Source organism: Roseateles sp. L2-2 (genome assembly GCF_050613215.1).
Lineage (GTDB): Bacteria > Pseudomonadota > Gammaproteobacteria > Burkholderiales > Burkholderiaceae_C > Roseateles > Roseateles noduli.
This window is the reverse complement of sequence record NZ_CP192509.1, coordinates 4,461,949-4,475,239: the sequence shown is the minus strand read 5'-3', so window position 1 is coordinate 4,475,239 and position 13,291 is coordinate 4,461,949. Positions and strand designations below refer to the sequence as shown.

15 protein-coding genes are annotated in these 13,291 nt (G+C 69.2%); 5 read left to right on the top strand and 10 right to left on the bottom strand.

The window, feature by feature from the left end; translation table 11 throughout:
* The first annotated feature begins 16 nt into the window (after window positions 1-16).
* On the top strand, window positions 17-598 hold the full coding sequence (locus tag ACQZ13_RS19945) for a methylated-DNA--[protein]-cysteine S-methyltransferase (RefSeq protein ID WP_431047437.1): 582 nt from the start codon (window positions 17-19) through the stop codon (window positions 596-598).
* A gap of 46 nt (window positions 599-644) precedes the next feature.
* Here the strand turns inward: ACQZ13_RS19945 and ACQZ13_RS19940 are convergent, their stop codons facing one another.
* From ACQZ13_RS19940 to ACQZ13_RS19910, 7 genes are all read right to left on the bottom strand, one after another.
* Window positions 645-1,043 carry a cupin domain-containing protein gene (locus ACQZ13_RS19940; protein WP_431047435.1) on the bottom strand — a complete coding sequence of 133 codons (399 nt, stop codon included), beginning with the start codon at window positions 1,041-1,043 and terminating at the stop codon, window positions 645-647.
* A 96-nt stretch (window positions 1,044-1,139) separates the two neighbouring features.
* Window positions 1,140-1,979, bottom strand: coding sequence for an AraC family transcriptional regulator (locus ACQZ13_RS19935; protein ID WP_431047433.1), 840 nt, complete (start codon window positions 1,977-1,979; stop codon window positions 1,140-1,142).
* Between the two features lie 25 nt (window positions 1,980-2,004).
* Window positions 2,005-3,063 carry a recombination-associated protein RdgC gene (locus ACQZ13_RS19930; RefSeq protein ID WP_431047431.1) on the bottom strand — a complete coding sequence of 353 codons (1,059 nt, stop codon included), beginning with the start codon at window positions 3,061-3,063 and terminating at the stop codon, window positions 2,005-2,007.
* Between the two features lie 141 nt (window positions 3,064-3,204).
* A complete protein-coding gene (locus ACQZ13_RS19925; protein WP_431047429.1) occupies window positions 3,205-3,900 on the bottom strand; it encodes a DsbA family oxidoreductase in 696 nt (231 codons plus the stop codon).
* A 22-nt stretch (window positions 3,901-3,922) separates the two neighbouring features.
* On the bottom strand, window positions 3,923-4,918 hold the full coding sequence (locus ACQZ13_RS19920; protein WP_431047427.1) for a succinylglutamate desuccinylase/aspartoacylase family protein: 996 nt from the start codon (window positions 4,916-4,918) through the stop codon (window positions 3,923-3,925).
* 168 nt (window positions 4,919-5,086) lie between these two features.
* Window positions 5,087-5,824 carry a PIG-L deacetylase family protein gene (locus tag ACQZ13_RS19915; RefSeq protein WP_431047425.1) on the bottom strand — a complete coding sequence of 246 codons (738 nt, stop codon included), beginning with the start codon at window positions 5,822-5,824 and terminating at the stop codon, window positions 5,087-5,089.
* A 430-nt stretch (window positions 5,825-6,254) separates the two neighbouring features.
* On the bottom strand, window positions 6,255-7,247 hold the full coding sequence (locus ACQZ13_RS19910; RefSeq protein ID WP_431047423.1) for a DMT family transporter: 993 nt from the start codon (window positions 7,245-7,247) through the stop codon (window positions 6,255-6,257).
* A gap of 37 nt (window positions 7,248-7,284) precedes the next feature.
* Here ACQZ13_RS19910 and ACQZ13_RS19905 point away from each other — a divergent pair, with 37 nt between their 5' ends.
* Entirely contained in the window at window positions 7,285-7,725 is a 441-nt protein-coding gene (locus ACQZ13_RS19905) for a DUF3052 domain-containing protein (RefSeq protein WP_431047421.1), read from the top strand.
* A gap of 93 nt (window positions 7,726-7,818) precedes the next feature.
* On the opposite strand, the gene ACQZ13_RS19900 is transcribed toward ACQZ13_RS19905, so the two are convergent.
* A complete protein-coding gene (locus tag ACQZ13_RS19900) occupies window positions 7,819-9,138 on the bottom strand; it encodes an aspartate aminotransferase family protein (RefSeq protein ID WP_431047419.1) in 1,320 nt (439 codons plus the stop codon).
* A 177-nt stretch (window positions 9,139-9,315) separates the two neighbouring features.
* Here ACQZ13_RS19900 and ACQZ13_RS19895 point away from each other — a divergent pair, with 177 nt between their 5' ends.
* Entirely contained in the window at window positions 9,316-9,789 is a 474-nt protein-coding gene (locus tag ACQZ13_RS19895) for an Lrp/AsnC family transcriptional regulator (protein WP_377155933.1), read from the top strand.
* 43 nt (window positions 9,790-9,832) lie between these two features.
* Here ACQZ13_RS19895 and ACQZ13_RS19890 read toward each other — a convergent pair whose 3' ends face one another.
* Both ACQZ13_RS19890 and ACQZ13_RS19885 read right to left on the bottom strand, forming a co-directional pair.
* Window positions 9,833-10,726 carry a DMT family transporter gene (locus ACQZ13_RS19890; RefSeq protein WP_431047417.1) on the bottom strand — a complete coding sequence of 298 codons (894 nt, stop codon included), beginning with the start codon at window positions 10,724-10,726 and terminating at the stop codon, window positions 9,833-9,835.
* A 121-nt stretch (window positions 10,727-10,847) separates the two neighbouring features.
* Window positions 10,848-11,633, bottom strand: coding sequence for a ferritin-like domain-containing protein (locus ACQZ13_RS19885; protein ID WP_431047415.1), 786 nt, complete (start codon window positions 11,631-11,633; stop codon window positions 10,848-10,850).
* Window positions 11,634-11,662: 29 nt separating this feature from the next.
* Between ACQZ13_RS19885 and ACQZ13_RS19880 the strand changes: the two genes are divergently transcribed.
* Both ACQZ13_RS19880 and ACQZ13_RS19875 read left to right on the top strand, forming a co-directional pair.
* Window positions 11,663-12,208 carry a gamma carbonic anhydrase family protein gene (locus tag ACQZ13_RS19880; RefSeq protein ID WP_431047413.1) on the top strand — a complete coding sequence of 182 codons (546 nt, stop codon included), beginning with the start codon at window positions 11,663-11,665 and terminating at the stop codon, window positions 12,206-12,208.
* Between the two features lie 21 nt (window positions 12,209-12,229).
* Window positions 12,230-13,210, top strand: coding sequence for an Hsp33 family molecular chaperone HslO (locus tag ACQZ13_RS19875; RefSeq protein ID WP_431047411.1), 981 nt, complete (start codon window positions 12,230-12,232; stop codon window positions 13,208-13,210).
* Window positions 13,211-13,291 lie beyond the last annotated feature (81 nt).

Genomic DNA, 13,291 nt, shown 5'->3' with positions numbered 1-13,291 from the left:
GCATCAGCATTCCGACATGGCGCCGCAAGTCTTCTTCCACTGCTATCCGACGGTGCTCGGCCACTGCGGCATCGCGTGGACCGAACGCGGCATCGTCGCCTCGCAGTTGCCGGAGGAGACGCCGTCCGTCACGCGCGACCGCATGTGGGTGCGCTTTCCCACGGGGCGCGAGGTGACCGATTTCGAACGCCTGCCCGAGGTGGTGAAGCAGGCTTGCCTCGGCGTGCGCGCCTTGCTGGACGGCGAGCCGCGCGACCTGCTCGAGATCGAGCTCGACGACAGCGCGGTGCCGGCCTTCGATCGCGAGGTGCTCGCGCTCACGCGGCGCATCCCGGTCGGTCAGACGCTGACCTATGGCGAGGTGGCCACCCGACTCGGACAACCGAACGCGGCGCGAGCCGTCGGCCGTGCGGAGGGCCACAACCCGTTCCCGCCCATCGTGCCCTGCCACCGCGTGATGGGCGCGCCGACGGCGGGCAAGGCGGCGAACCTGACGGGCTTCTCCGCGCCGGGCGGCGTCGTGACGAAGTTGAAGATCCTCGCGATCGAGGCGCGCGCGACGGGGCAGCAGGTCGGCGAGCAGCAAGACCTCTTCTGACCTCGCCGTTCGATGGCGTGCAACGCCGTTCAACGGCGTTCGATGGTCACACCCACCGGTCGTTCGGCTGCGTGCGCTCGTTGTGCTCGGCGCCGGTATTGAGCACGCCGCGGGGCTCGACGACCAGGATGTGCGTCTCCTGGGCGGCGCTGGGCTTGTGCTCCACGCCGCGCGGGACGACGAACAGCTCGCCCGCGCGCAGCGTGACCGCGCCGTCGCGGAACTCCAGACGCAGCTCGCCGGCCACGACGAGGAAGGCCTCGTCGGTCTCGGCATGCGCGTGCCACACGAAGTCGCCTTCGACCTTGGCGATCTTGAACTGGTAGTCGTTGATCTCGGCCACCACGCGCTGCGACCACTGCTCATGCAGCAGCGACAGCTTGTCGGCGAGGTTGACGGCGCGATAGTCCCGGAGCGGGGCCGGCGTGGGGGCGGTCGTTGTCATGGCGTTCAAGGCGGTGTGCGCGTGGAAGTCAGTCGGGAGCGCCCATCTTGGCGACCGCTGCGCAGCGCGTCTTGAACGATCGTGCGTCTAGGTCGTCTAGGTCGTCTCGGTCCTGCCTGGCAGGCGCCTGCCCGACATGCGCAACCACCGCGCCGGCGTGACGCCGAAGGCCTTCGCGAACTGGCGTGTGAGGTGGCTCTGGTCCGCGAAGCCGGCGTGGGCGGCGCAGTCCGCGAGCGGCTGCCCGGCGAGCATCAACCGGCGCGCGAGGTCCAGGCGCCGCAGCGTCAGATAGCGGTAGGGGCTGGTGCCGAAGCTGGCGCGGAAGTCGCGCGAGAGGCTCCATCGATCGCGCCCCGCGGCCTCGGCGAGTTCGTCCAGCGTCACGACGCTGTCGAGCCGGTCGTCCATGAGCTCGCGTGCGACGAGCGCGGCACGGTAGTCGCCGCGCACGGGCCGCGGCGTCGAGCCGGCCGCGAGCTGCAAGGCGGTGGCGAGTTCGAGCAGCCCGTCGTCCTGTTCCAGTGCGTCGAGCGGCGCGGCGAGTTGCGCCAGCAGGGCGCGCGTCGCGCGGGCGAGTCGGGGGTCCGTCGACACGCCGCCCGGCACGAAGGGCAGGGCGACGCCGCCCAGCATCTCCTGCAGCCGGGCCGGCGCCAGGTAGAGGATGCGATAGCGGAAGCCGGCGTCAGTGCCTGCGTGCCCGTCATGCGGCTCGTCGGGATGCAGCACGACCGTGTGCCCGGCCAGGCTGTGCCGCAACGACGAGCGGTAGGTGAAGGACTGGACGCCGCTCAGCGTGCTGCCGATGGCGTAGGTGTCGTGGCGATGCGGGGTGTAGGCCTCGCCATGAAAAAAGGCCTCGAGTCGATCGAGGCCGTCCTGGCCCGCGCCGTGGCGCACCCAGTCGGTGTCCGCGGCGCTGGCGTGTGTCATGGCAGACGCAGCAGGCTCGGGACGCTCAGTCCCAGGGAGCCGCCTCGGCGGCGAGGTCCTCGTCCTTGGCGGGCGAGGCCGTCTTGGACGACTTCGCCGCCGTGGCGTCGGATGCCGATTCCGATGCGGCCGGTTTGGACGACGCGCTGCCCGGGGCATGTTCCGCAGCGATCTTGGCCGACTGGCCGATGAAGTCCAGCTCGCCGCCCAGGCCTTCGATCATGTCGGGGATCAACTGCGCGAGTTCACCGGTGGCCAGCGCCGCGTCGACGTCGAAGGCCTCGTCCTTGGCCGGCTTGTCGCGGCCGTCGAACACTACGTCCAGGAACTTGATGCCCTTGATCTGCATCGTGTCGGTGAGCGTGAAGGAGACCCGCTCCTTCCAGGTCATGGCCAGACGAGTCGGCATCTTGCCGCTGGTCAGGTGCGCCTTCACCTCGTCGGTGTCCAGGTGGTGGCGGGCGTAGCGCACGGCGGCCTTCATCTCGTCGGCGGCCTTGAGTTCGCAGTCGCGGTCGATGACGAAGTCCGCGGGCGGCACGCCGTCCATCAGCCACGCGGCCATGCAGGCGGCCGGCGATTCGGCGCTCTGCAGCAGGTGCAGGTTGATCGACGAATCGGCCTTCACCAGCAGCGTGATCAGCTCGTCGGCCTTGCCGATCGAGCCCGCATCCACCATCAGGAAGCCTTGCTTGGGGGAGATCCACACCCGCAGGTGGGACTGCAGCGTGAACGCGCGCGGCAGCAGCTCCAGCGTGGCCTGCTCCTTCATGTCGCGCTGTTGCTTCTTGCCGGGGCGGCGGCCGGTCTCCAGCTCGATGCGCTCGACCATCTCGTCGACCTTTTCGCGCACCACCGAGCCGGGCAGCACGCGCTTTTCCATGCGCAGGCTCAGCAGCCAGTGGTCGCCGATCTCCTCCAGCAATCGCGCGCCCGGTTCGCCACGCGGCGGCACCCAGCCGGCGGACAGCGCCTCGGTGGCGCCGCAGGGGACGAAACGTTCGTTCTCGAGGGCGTCCTCGAGCTTCTCGACATTGGGCTGCCAGTCGGCGGCCAGGCGGTAAACGATCAGGTTCTTGAACATACGGACGACAACTCGCGACAACGTCAGGACTACAGCAATGAAAACGGGGCCACGCGGAGGGCGCGGGCCCCGTTCAGACGATGTGGTGATTGTCTCAGGTCTGGGGGCCTCGCCGGCAGCGGAACAACCCCCTTGCGTTCGTTACGACGCTGACGCCTGCTGTTCGCTGGCGATCTGGCGCAGCGCCTGCTCGAAGGCCTCCGGCGGCTGGCCGCCGGAGATCAGGTACTTCTCATTGATCACGACCGCGGGCACCGAGCTGATGCCCCGGCTCTGCCAGAGCGATTCGGATTCGCGCACCTCGTCGGCGAACTCACCGCTGTCGAACACGCGCGCCGCTTCGGTGGCGTCGAGGCCGATCTCGCGTACCGTCTCCAGCAGCGTCTCGCGGTCGCCCGGGTTCTTGCCGTTGGTGTGATACGCGGTCAGCAGCGCGAGCTTCAGGTCGCGTTGCGCCTGCGCCGATTGCAGCCCGGCCCAGTGCAGCAGCCGGTGCGCGTCGAAGGTGTTCCAGATGCGGCTGCGCGCGCCTTCGGTGAAGGTGAATCCGACGTCGGCGCCGCGCTGCTTCAGGTGCGCGCGGATGTCCTTGCGCTGCTCGGGCGTGGAGCGGTACTTGCGCGTCAGGTGCTCCTCGATGTCCTCGCCCTCGGGGACCATCTGCGGGTTCAGCTCGAAGGGCTGGAAGTGGATGTCGACCGGCACGTCCGGCACGCGGGCGAGGGCGGTCTCCAGCGACTTCAGGCCGACGGCGCACCAGGGGCAGGCCACGTCGGAGACGAAATCGATGCGCAGCGGCTGCAGCGGCTGGCTCTTGGAATCGGTGGTGTCGTTCATGTCGCCGACTCTAGCCAGAAGCTCAAGTCAACACGCGGTCGCTGGGCTTTGCGAGGTAGAACCACTCGTGGCCGGGTTCCGAGTTGTTGTTCGGGAACACGATCCGGCCGCCGGAGGGCGCCAGCACCGGCGTGCCGTCGGCGCGGGTGCCGATGCGTTCGCCCTCGGCGATCGCGTCGAAGCTGGCCCAGGGACGTTCGAAACGGTCGTCCAGGCTCTCGCGGTCCACGACCTCGTAGAGCTGCAGCACCTCGACGGGGCGCTTCGGATCGGCGAGCTCGACGCCTTCCGGCGCGATCATGCCCAGCAGCACCAGCGTGCGCAGGATCGCCTTGAACGCGACCTCGGGGCCCTGCGGATCGGCGTGCTGGCCGCATTCCAGTGTGATGCAGTAGCCGCCGGTGCTGCGCATGTATTCGGTGGTCCCGACGCCGTAGTGCGGGTCCTGCTGCAGCGCCATCTTGCGCGAGCCGTCCGCGGCCTTGTCGGCGCGGCGCTTCAGGCCCAGCGCGTAGGTCGACAGCCAGCCTTCGACCAGGCGCGAGGTGCCCACCGCCATCGCCAGCGCGCTCTCGGCGGCCTGGTGGCGGAAGGGCTCCAGCTCGCCGTCGTTGTCGCGCGGGCCGATCATCGCGAAGGCGGGGCCGGGGTTGTTGAAGCTGTGCAGGTCCAGCAGCACGTCGCTGGCGGCGATCCACGGGCACAGGCGGTTGGCGATGCGGTCCTCGAAATCCTGCGGGATCGGATTGACGCGCAGGTTGCGGTTGAGGTTGCGCTCGCCTTCGCGGCGCTGCAGGCGGTGGGCCAGCGGGTTGACGATGGGGATCATCGTCAGCGTGCCCTTGAGCAGCGTCAGCGCGCCCTCGTCCAGCATCGCCAGCACGCGCTGGATGCCGCTGACGCCGGCGACCTCGTTGCCGTGCACGGCGCCCGTCACCAGCAGCTTGGGGCCGGGCTTGAGGCCGGCGAACTGGTGGACGCGGAGGTGGGTCGGGTGGTCGGTGCGGGCGTCGCTCATGGCGTGGCGGAAGGGCTCGAAAAAGGAACCCGAAGCATAGGCCCGCCCGAGGCTGCGCATCGCGTCCGCGTGCGGGGCGCGTATGCCGAAAGCGCGGACGGCGATGAGTTGAAGTTGAGGAACGCCGCGCGCGACGATCAGCCGGCTGAACCGGCGTTCATCCTCGGCTCAGGCGCCGAGCAGCGCGTCCGGATCGAGCGCTGCGTCGCAGGACCAGTGCGTGTTCGGCAGCTCGCCGGCGGGTGCGCCGTCGACCCAGCGCGTCAGGCGGTACAGCGTGCCGAAGGCGAAGTCCGGCGGCGCCTCGCCCGGGCCGGCGAGCAGCTCGCCGCCGCGGCGCACGTTGTCGGCCATCCAGGCCGGCAGGCGCAGGTGATACGGATTGCGGGCGATCTCGCCGTGATGACAGGCCAGCGCGCGCACCAGCAGCGCGGTGTCGCGCTGGCCGGTCTCGACGAGCGTCGTCGGCAGGGGCTGAGTGGCCCAGAACTCGGTGTGCGCGAAGACCGTGGAGATCTTCGCCTGCGCGAGCGCCTCGCTCACCAGCAGGTGCACGCCGATGTGCGTCGGGATGCCGTCGCCCGCATGCGGCACGAGGATCAGCGCGGGCTTCTCGGCGACCAGCAGTTCGGCGACCAGGCGCACCTGCTGCTGCCACAGCGGCGTGCGCGCGGCGGCGGCTTCGGGCTTCACCTGTTCGAAGCCGTCCGCGGCCAGCAGGCGCAGGTCGAAGCCCAGCACGTCGCAGGCGGCGCCGAGTTCCGTCCAGCGCTCGGCGCGGCGGTCCTGCTTGCTCCCCAGCGTCACGGCGATGTTGGTGACGCGCCAACCGGCCTCCTGGCGCAGCCGCAGCGGCAGCGCGCCGACGATGCATTCGTCGTCCGGATGCGGCGCGAAGACCAGCACGTGCGGTGTCCGTGGCGACGTCTGTTGCGACGACGCCCCGACCTTGGTACCGGAACCATCCTGAGCCGACGTCGCGACCGATTTCGGCGTCAAAGGACTCACACCGGTACGCACGGGTTGCCGCAGGACGGCATACCAGCTGGCGATCCAGCTTTCCCAGTCGGCCTGGCTGGCGGCGGGACTGGCAGCGGTCGGGAAAGCAGGCGTAGGAGCCGGGGAAGGGGCGTTCGCGTTCATCGGCGGGGCGTTGGCGGCCCGGGCGTCAGCCGTCCGGGCAAGTTCGATCGACCCATCTTAGCGGGCCGGATCTCCGAATGGTATTACATTGGTAGTAAAACTAGATGGAGACCGGTGTAATCCCCGACAAGACCGGTTGGAACGTCCGGCGGGCATGCCGCGGGCCCGGAGAACGGGCCGCCGAAGGCGGTCGTCAGGCGGGCGCGCGCCCCGGCCAGGTGGCCAGCACCACCCCGCCCAGCGCCAGCGCGTAGGCGAGCAGCTGGATGCCGCTCATCTGCTCGCCGAGCAGGACCAGCCCGATGAGCGCGGTCGAGATCGGCAGGAACACCATGAAGACGCCGGCCTTGGCGGCGCTCACGTGCTGCAGGCCCTTCATCCACAGCCAGACGGTCACGGTGCTGGCGGCGATGGCGTAGAACAGCAGCAGGCCCCAGTCCTTGATCGCGACGCTGCCGAAGTCGAAGTCCACGGCCTGCCACAGGCCCAGCGGCGTGACGAGGACCAGGCCCCACAGGTTGATCAGCGCGCTGATGCGGCGCGGCGGCAGCTCGGCGGCCAGGCGCTTGCCGATGACGACATAGCTGGCCTCGCAGCAGACCGCGCCGACGAGCAGCAGCGCGCCCAGGCCGGACGTCGCGGCGCCCGCGCCGTCGCCGTGCTTGCTCAGCGCCACCATCGCGATGCCGCCGACCGCCATCGCGATGCCGAACAGCGTGCGCGGCGCGATGCGTTCGCGCAGGAAGATCCAGCTCATCAGCGCGACGGTCGCCGGGATGCCGGCCATGATCACGCCGGCCACCACGGCCGAGCTGTGCTTCATCCCGAACAGCAGGCAGATCGAGAACAGGAAGTTCCCGAAGAAGGATTCGAGGAACAGCAGGAAGCGCGTCCGGCCGGTGAGCGGCTTCTCGGTCGGGCCGCGCCGCAGCCACGGCAGCATGAACACGGCGGCCATGCCGAAGCGCAGGAAGGCCAGCAGGAAGACCGGGAACACGACCACCAGCAGCTTGGACAGTCCGACATAGCTGCCGATCACGCTCGTGCTGGCCGCCAGGCTCAGGTAGGAGAGCCATGGGACATGGTGGCCGTGGGCGCCGTGAGCGGTTGCGGCCGCCGCGGTGGTCTCGGCGGCAGGAGCGGTCGTTGCGGTCGCGGGTGTGCGGTCGGTTGTGGCGTTGGACATGGTGGGTGATGATGCCCGACGCAGGGAGGGCTCAGACATGGCGACAGGGGTGGGAGCGACGGCGGCGGGTTACTCGGGAACGCCCCTCGCACGCAAGCTGGGGATCCAGGCGGGCAGCACGTTGTGGACCTTGAGTGCGCCCGAGGGCTACGAGGACTGGCTCGCGCCGATGCCCGAGGGTGTCACGCGCGCGAAGCAGCCGTCGACCCAGGTCGACGTCGCGCACGTGTTCCTCATCGAACGCGAAGACCTCGCGCATCAGTTGAAGGCCTTGCGCGCGAAGCTGCGCGACGATGCGGCGCTGTGGATCTCATGGCCGAAGAAGTCCTCGAAGGTCCCGACCACCATCACCGAGGACGTCATCCGCGAGGAGTGCCTGCCGCTCGGCTGGGTTGACGTGAAGGTCTGCGCGGTGAGCGAGGTGTGGTCGGGGCTCAAGCTGATGGTCCGCAAAGAACTGCGGGCAGTCAGCAAGTGATGGGGGACGGCAGAGCGCGGGGTCTTGGCGCTTGACGCCAAGGCCCTGCGCTCTGGCGGCCAACGCCCTGGCCAAAGCAGGTGGAAAGCGTCCTCACTTCAGGCGCCGCAGGGCCACCCGGATTGCATCGATCATCCGATCCAAGTGTTCCCGCTCCGCGATCAGCGGCGGCGACAAGGCCAGGATGTCGCCGGTCGTCCGGATCAGCACGCCTTGCTGCCAGCAGTCGAGGAAGGTCTCGAAAGCGCGCTTGGTCGGCTCGCCGGCGCGCGGCGACAGCTCGACGCCGCCGACCAGGCCGAGGTTGCGCACGTCGATGACGTGGGGTTCGCCGCGCAGCGAATGCAGCTGTTCGGCGAAGTAGCCCTGCAGTTCCGACGCCCGCGTCAGCAGTCCTTCCTCCGCGTAGGTGTCCAGCGTCGCGATGCCCGCTGCGCAGGCCAGCGGATGCGCCGAGTACGTGTACCCGTGGAAGAACTCGATCAGGTGATCCGGCCCGGTCATGAAGGTGTCGTGGATGCGCTGCTGCGCGAACACCGCGCCCATCGGCACGCAGCCGTTGGTGAGGCCCTTGGCCACCGTCATCAGGTCCGGCGTCACGCCGAAGGTCTGCGCCGCGAAGGGGCTGCCGGTGCGGCCGAAGCCCGTGATGACCTCGTCGAAGATCAGCAGGATGCCGTGCCTGTCGCAGATCTCGCGCAGGCGCTGCAGGTAACCCTGCGGCGGGATCAGCACGCCGGCCGAGCCGGCCACCGGCTCCACGATCACCGCGGCGATCGTCGACGCGTCGTGCAGCGCGACCATCCGCTCCAGGTCGTCGGCCAGTTCCGCGCCGTGCGGCGGCAGGCCGACGCTGAAGGCGTTGCGGCCGATGTCGTGCGTGTGGCGCAAGTGGTCGACGCCCGCCAGCAGCGAGCCGAACATCTTGCGGTTCGCCACCATCCCGCCCACCGACATGCCGCCGAAGTTGACGCCGTGATAGCCGCGTTCGCGGCCGATCAGGCGCGTGCGCTGGCCTTCGCCGCGCACGCGGTGGTAGGCCAGCGCGATCTTCAGCGCTGTCTCCACCGACTCCGATCCGGAGTTGGTGAAGAACACCTTGTTCATGCCGTCCGGTGCGATCTCCGCGAGCCGCGAGGCCAGCTCGAACGCCTTCGGATGCGCCATCTGGAACGGCGGCGCGAAGTCGAGTTCCGCCGCCTGTTCCTGGATCGCCTTCACGATGCGCGGCCGGTTGTGGCCCGCGTTCACGCACCACAGGCCGGCCACGCCGTCCAGGATCTGCCGCCCCTGGTCGTCGGTGAAGAACATGCCGTCGGCGCGCGTCAGCAGGCGCGGCGACTGCTTGAACTGGCGGTTTGCCGTGAACGGCATCCAGTAGGCGTCGAGGTCGGGGCGGGCAGGCGTGGACATGAGAACTCCCGGAGCGCGGTCGGCGCGCGTGATCGATAGGCTCAGCGGTGGGGCTCAGCGATGGATCCAGTCTAGGCAAGCGCGCGCGCAATCGGTGAGCGTTCCGGCGGCGGGGAAACCCTCAATGACGCAATCCAGTGCGGCTTCATGGCGAAATCTTCGAACAGAATGCCGTTCATGATCAAGGAAGTGCAACTGGATGCGATCGACCGCGCCATCCTCGCGGTCTTGCAGCGCGATGCGCGCATCTCGAATCAGGACCTCGCGCAGCAGGTCCATCTGTCGCCGTCGGCGTGCCTGCGGCGGGTCAAGCGGCTGGAGGATTCCGGCGTGATCGACCGCGTGGTCGCGCTGCTCAATCCGAAAGCGATCGGTAAGCCGGGGACGAGCTGGACCATCGTCAACGTCGAGCGCATGACGCCCGCCGCGCTGGCCGAGTTCGAACAGGCCGTGAAGGATGCGCCCGACATCCTCGACTGCTTCTACGTCGCCGGCAGCAACGACTACCTGCTGCGCTTCGCCTACAAGGACGCCGAGGACCTCGAGCGCCTGCACACGCATGTACTCATGCAACTGCCCGGCGTGGCGAAGGCGAACTCCATGCTGGTGCTGCGCACCGTCAAGAAGACAAGCGCGTTCCCGTTGGACTGACGTCCGACCCACGCTGGGCAAGCTCTGTCAGGCATGTCGAGGGTCAGGTCGTGCGCGGCCGCAGCACGCGCAGCATCGGCAGCAGCTGGATCAGCAGCATCGCGCCCAGGATCAGCGCGCAGCCCAGCAGTCCGGCGCCGTTGAGGCGGTCGCCCATCATCAGGTAGCCGAAGACGGCGGCGAACAGCGTCTCGGACGACAGGATGATCGCGGCGTCCGCCGCGTGCGCGTAGCGCTGCGCGACGACCTGGCCTGTGAAGGCGACGCCCACCGACAGCACGCCGGTGTACAGGATGGGCCCGGCGGCGGCTTCGATGCCGGCCCAGCTCCACGATTCGAAGAACAGCGCCCAGACTAGCGCGACCACGCCGCAGAACAGGAACTGCCCGCCCGCCACGGTGAACGGCGCGTTCATCCGGTCCGCGACCATGCCCACCAGCAGCACGTGCACCGCCCACGGCAGCGAGGAGGCGATGACCCAGGCGTCGCCCACGCCGATGTCGAGTTCATGCGCGCCCGAGAGCAGGAAGGCGCCCACCAGGCAGGCCAGCGCGCCCGGCCACACCGACCAGTGCGGCAGGTGGCGCAGCACCAGCCAGCCCAGCAGCGGCACTAGCGGCACGTACAGCGCGGTCAGGAAACCGGCGTTGGTCACCGACGTGTACTGGATGCCGATCTGCTGCAGCGCCGCGCCCGTGGTCAGCAGCGCGCCCAGTCCCATGATCTTCAGCGCGTCGCTGCCGCGAAGCACCGTCGCGCCCGGCGCGCGACGCTCGCGCACGATCAACGGCAGCACCACCAGCGCACCGATCAGGAAGCGGATGCCGGTGAACATCATCGGACCGATGCTCTCCATGCCGTGGGCCTGGGCGACGAAGGCCGAGCCCCAGATCATCGCGATCAGGGTCAGCAGCAGATTGGCTTGGATGCGGGTCATGGGCGGGAGTGTCGGGGATCTCGGCGCCCGCGCCGGATGGCACGGACGGGTCAGCCTTCTTGGGCTGGCAGGGGAGGCTTGCAGCAGCAGCTTCCGCCGGAGTTGGCAGGCAGTGCGGCGGTCAGCTGCTCAGGTAGGCGATTTCTTCATCGCTGAAGCCGGCGGCGCTGCGCGCCTCGACATTGAACGGCGGGCGCAGCCGCGGCGCCTCGTAGCGTTCCACGAGTTCGGGATAGAGCGTCAGCGGATCCAGCCCGCGCTCGCGGCACAGGTGGCGGTACCAATGGTTGCCGATGCGGACGTGGCCGACCTCGTCGCGCAGGATCACGTCGAGGATCTCCACCGCGCGCGCGTCGCCGGCCTTGGCGAACTTCGCCTGCAGCGGCGGCGTCGCGTCCAGCCCGCGCGCCTCCAGCGTGCGCGGCACCAGCGCCATGCGCGCGAGCACGTCGCCCGCCGTGCGCATCGCCATCGTCCACAGGCCGTCATGCGCGTCGAAGTCGCCGTAGGACTTGCCCAGGCCGCGCAGATGCTCGTCGAGCAGCGTGAAGTGCAGCGCCTCCTCGGACGCGACCTGCAGCCAGTCGAGGTAGTAGGCGCGCGGCATGCCCGGGAAACGCCAGACCGCGTCCAGCGCCAGGTTGATCGCGTTGAACTCGATGTGCGCGATCGCGTGGATCAGCGCCGCGCGGCCTTCCGGCGTGAACGGCGAGCGCGAGCCCACCTGCAGCGCGGCGAGCAGCCGCGGCCGTTCCGGGCGTCCGGGCGGTTCGGTGTCGGGGGTGAGGAGGGCGGCGACGTCGAGCTCGGCGGCCTCTGCCGCCCGGTACAGCTCACGGGCCGCGAGCGCCTTGGTCTGCGGCTCCGCGATGAGAAGCACCTGCAGCGCGCGGGTTCGAAGTTCCATTCGTAGAATTATCCCTTTTGGAGAACCGCATGGCCGTCTACCGCCTCGGCGAACACACGCCGGAACTCGGCACCGGCGTCTGGGTCGCCGACAGCGCGCAGGTCGTCGGCCGCGTCACGCTCGGGGACGACGTCAGCGTCTGGTTCAACGCCGTCCTGCGCGGCGACAGCGAACACCTCACCATCGGCGCCGGCAGCAACATCCAGGACGGCAGCGTCCTGCACGCCGATGCCGGCATGCCGCTGGTCCTCGGCCGCAACGTCACCGTCGGCCACCAGGTCATGCTGCACGGCTGCACCGTCGGCGACAACGCGCTGATCGGCATCGGCGCGGTCGTGCTCAACGGCGCGCGCATCGGCGCCAACTGCCTGGTCGGCGCCGGTGCGCTGGTCACCGAGGGCAAGGAATTTCCCGACGGCAGCCTCATCGTCGGCTCGCCCGCGCGCGTCGTGCGCGAGCTCACGCCGCAGCAGATCCAGGGCCTGGCGATGAGCGCCGCCCATTACGTCAGGAACGGCCAGCGCTACGCCGAGGAACTCGTCCGCATTGACGATCCTCAATCCGCCCCCAGATAACTCGAATTCAAAGGAACCCCCATGGCGACGTCCATCAAGCCCGCTCCGAGCGAGCTCCACAAATTTCTCTTCGAAGGCCTGCCCGTGCGCGGCATGCTGGTCCGGCTCGACGACAGCTGGAAGGAACTGCTCGGCCGCCGCAAGGAGCCGCTGGCGCCGGCCGTGCGCGACCTGCTCGGCCAGATGACCGCGGCCGGCGTGCTCATGCAGGCCAACATCAAGTTCAACGGCGCGCTGATCTTCCAGGTCATGGGCGACGGGCCGCTGAAGCTGGCGGTCGTCGAAGTGCAGCCGGATGCGAGCTTCCGCTCCACCGCCAAGACGCGCGAGACGGTGGTCGACGGCGCGACCCTGCAGCAGATGCTCAACGTGCACGGCCAGGGTCGTGTCGCGATCACGCTCGATCCGAAGGATCGCCTGCCGGGTCAGCAGCCCTACCAGGGCGTCGTGCCGCTGAGCGGTCCGCAGGGCCAGCCGCTGGAGAAGCTCAGCGACGTGCTGCAGCACTACATGCGGCAGTCCGAGCAACTGGAGACCACGCTGGTGCTGGCCGCCAACGACCAGCTCGCTGCCGGTCTGCTGATCCAGCGCCTGCCGATCGAAGGCGAGGGCAACCTCGAGCCGGGCGCTTCCTCGGGTGTCGCGCGCGAGGAGATGGAGGACGCCTACAACCGCATCAGCATGCTGGCTGCGACCTTGACTGCGGAAGAGCTGCTGACGCTGGACAGCGACACCATCCTGCGTCGCCTGTTCTGGGAAGAGAACGTCCGCCGTTTCGATCCGCAATACCCGCGCTTTGCCTGCACCTGCTCACGCGAGCGCGTGGGCCGCATGCTGCTGGGTCTGGGCAGACAGGAGGTCGACGAGATCCTGGCCGAGCTGGGCGGTGTCGAGATCGGCTGCGAGTTCTGCGGCAACCACTATGTCTTCGACCCGGTGGATGTCGGCGAGCTCTTCACCGACCCGCAGAACCAGGCTCCGGGTTCGAAGAACGTCCAGTAACGACGCCGCCTCGCTGCACCGCCGCGCCAAGAACGGGGGTCAGCGAGTGCTTGTGGGGCCGGAGTGATGCTGGGGGTTCGC

Excerpts from the sequence above, each read along its gene's own strand:
- ACQZ13_RS19945 (WP_431047437.1), top strand. The coding sequence starts at position 17 with ATGGCGCCGCAAGTCTTCTTCCACTGCTATCCGACGGTGCTCGGCCAC.
- ACQZ13_RS19940 (WP_431047435.1), bottom strand. The coding sequence starts at position 1,043 with ATGACAACGACCGCCCCCACGCCGGCCCCGCTCCGGGACTATCGCGCC.
- ACQZ13_RS19935 (WP_431047433.1), bottom strand. The coding sequence starts at position 1,979 with ATGACACACGCCAGCGCCGCGGACACCGACTGGGTGCGCCACGGCGCG.
- ACQZ13_RS19930 (WP_431047431.1), bottom strand. The coding sequence starts at position 3,063 with ATGTTCAAGAACCTGATCGTTTACCGCCTGGCCGCCGACTGGCAGCCC.
- ACQZ13_RS19925 (WP_431047429.1), bottom strand. The coding sequence starts at position 3,900 with ATGAACGACACCACCGATTCCAAGAGCCAGCCGCTGCAGCCGCTGCGC.
- ACQZ13_RS19920 (WP_431047427.1), bottom strand. The coding sequence starts at position 4,918 with ATGAGCGACGCCCGCACCGACCACCCGACCCACCTCCGCGTCCACCAG.
- ACQZ13_RS19910 (WP_431047423.1), bottom strand. The coding sequence starts at position 7,247 with ATGTCCAACGCCACAACCGACCGCACACCCGCGACCGCAACGACCGCT.
- ACQZ13_RS19905 (WP_431047421.1), top strand. The coding sequence starts at position 7,285 with ATGGCGACAGGGGTGGGAGCGACGGCGGCGGGTTACTCGGGAACGCCC.
- ACQZ13_RS19900 (WP_431047419.1), bottom strand. The coding sequence starts at position 9,138 with ATGTCCACGCCTGCCCGCCCCGACCTCGACGCCTACTGGATGCCGTTC.
- ACQZ13_RS19895 (WP_377155933.1), top strand. The coding sequence starts at position 9,316 with ATGATCAAGGAAGTGCAACTGGATGCGATCGACCGCGCCATCCTCGCG.
- ACQZ13_RS19890 (WP_431047417.1), bottom strand. The coding sequence starts at position 10,726 with ATGACCCGCATCCAAGCCAATCTGCTGCTGACCCTGATCGCGATGATC.
- ACQZ13_RS19885 (WP_431047415.1), bottom strand. The coding sequence starts at position 11,633 with ATGGAACTTCGAACCCGCGCGCTGCAGGTGCTTCTCATCGCGGAGCCG.
- ACQZ13_RS19880 (WP_431047413.1), top strand. The coding sequence starts at position 11,663 with ATGGCCGTCTACCGCCTCGGCGAACACACGCCGGAACTCGGCACCGGC.
- ACQZ13_RS19875 (WP_431047411.1), top strand. The coding sequence starts at position 12,230 with ATGGCGACGTCCATCAAGCCCGCTCCGAGCGAGCTCCACAAATTTCTC.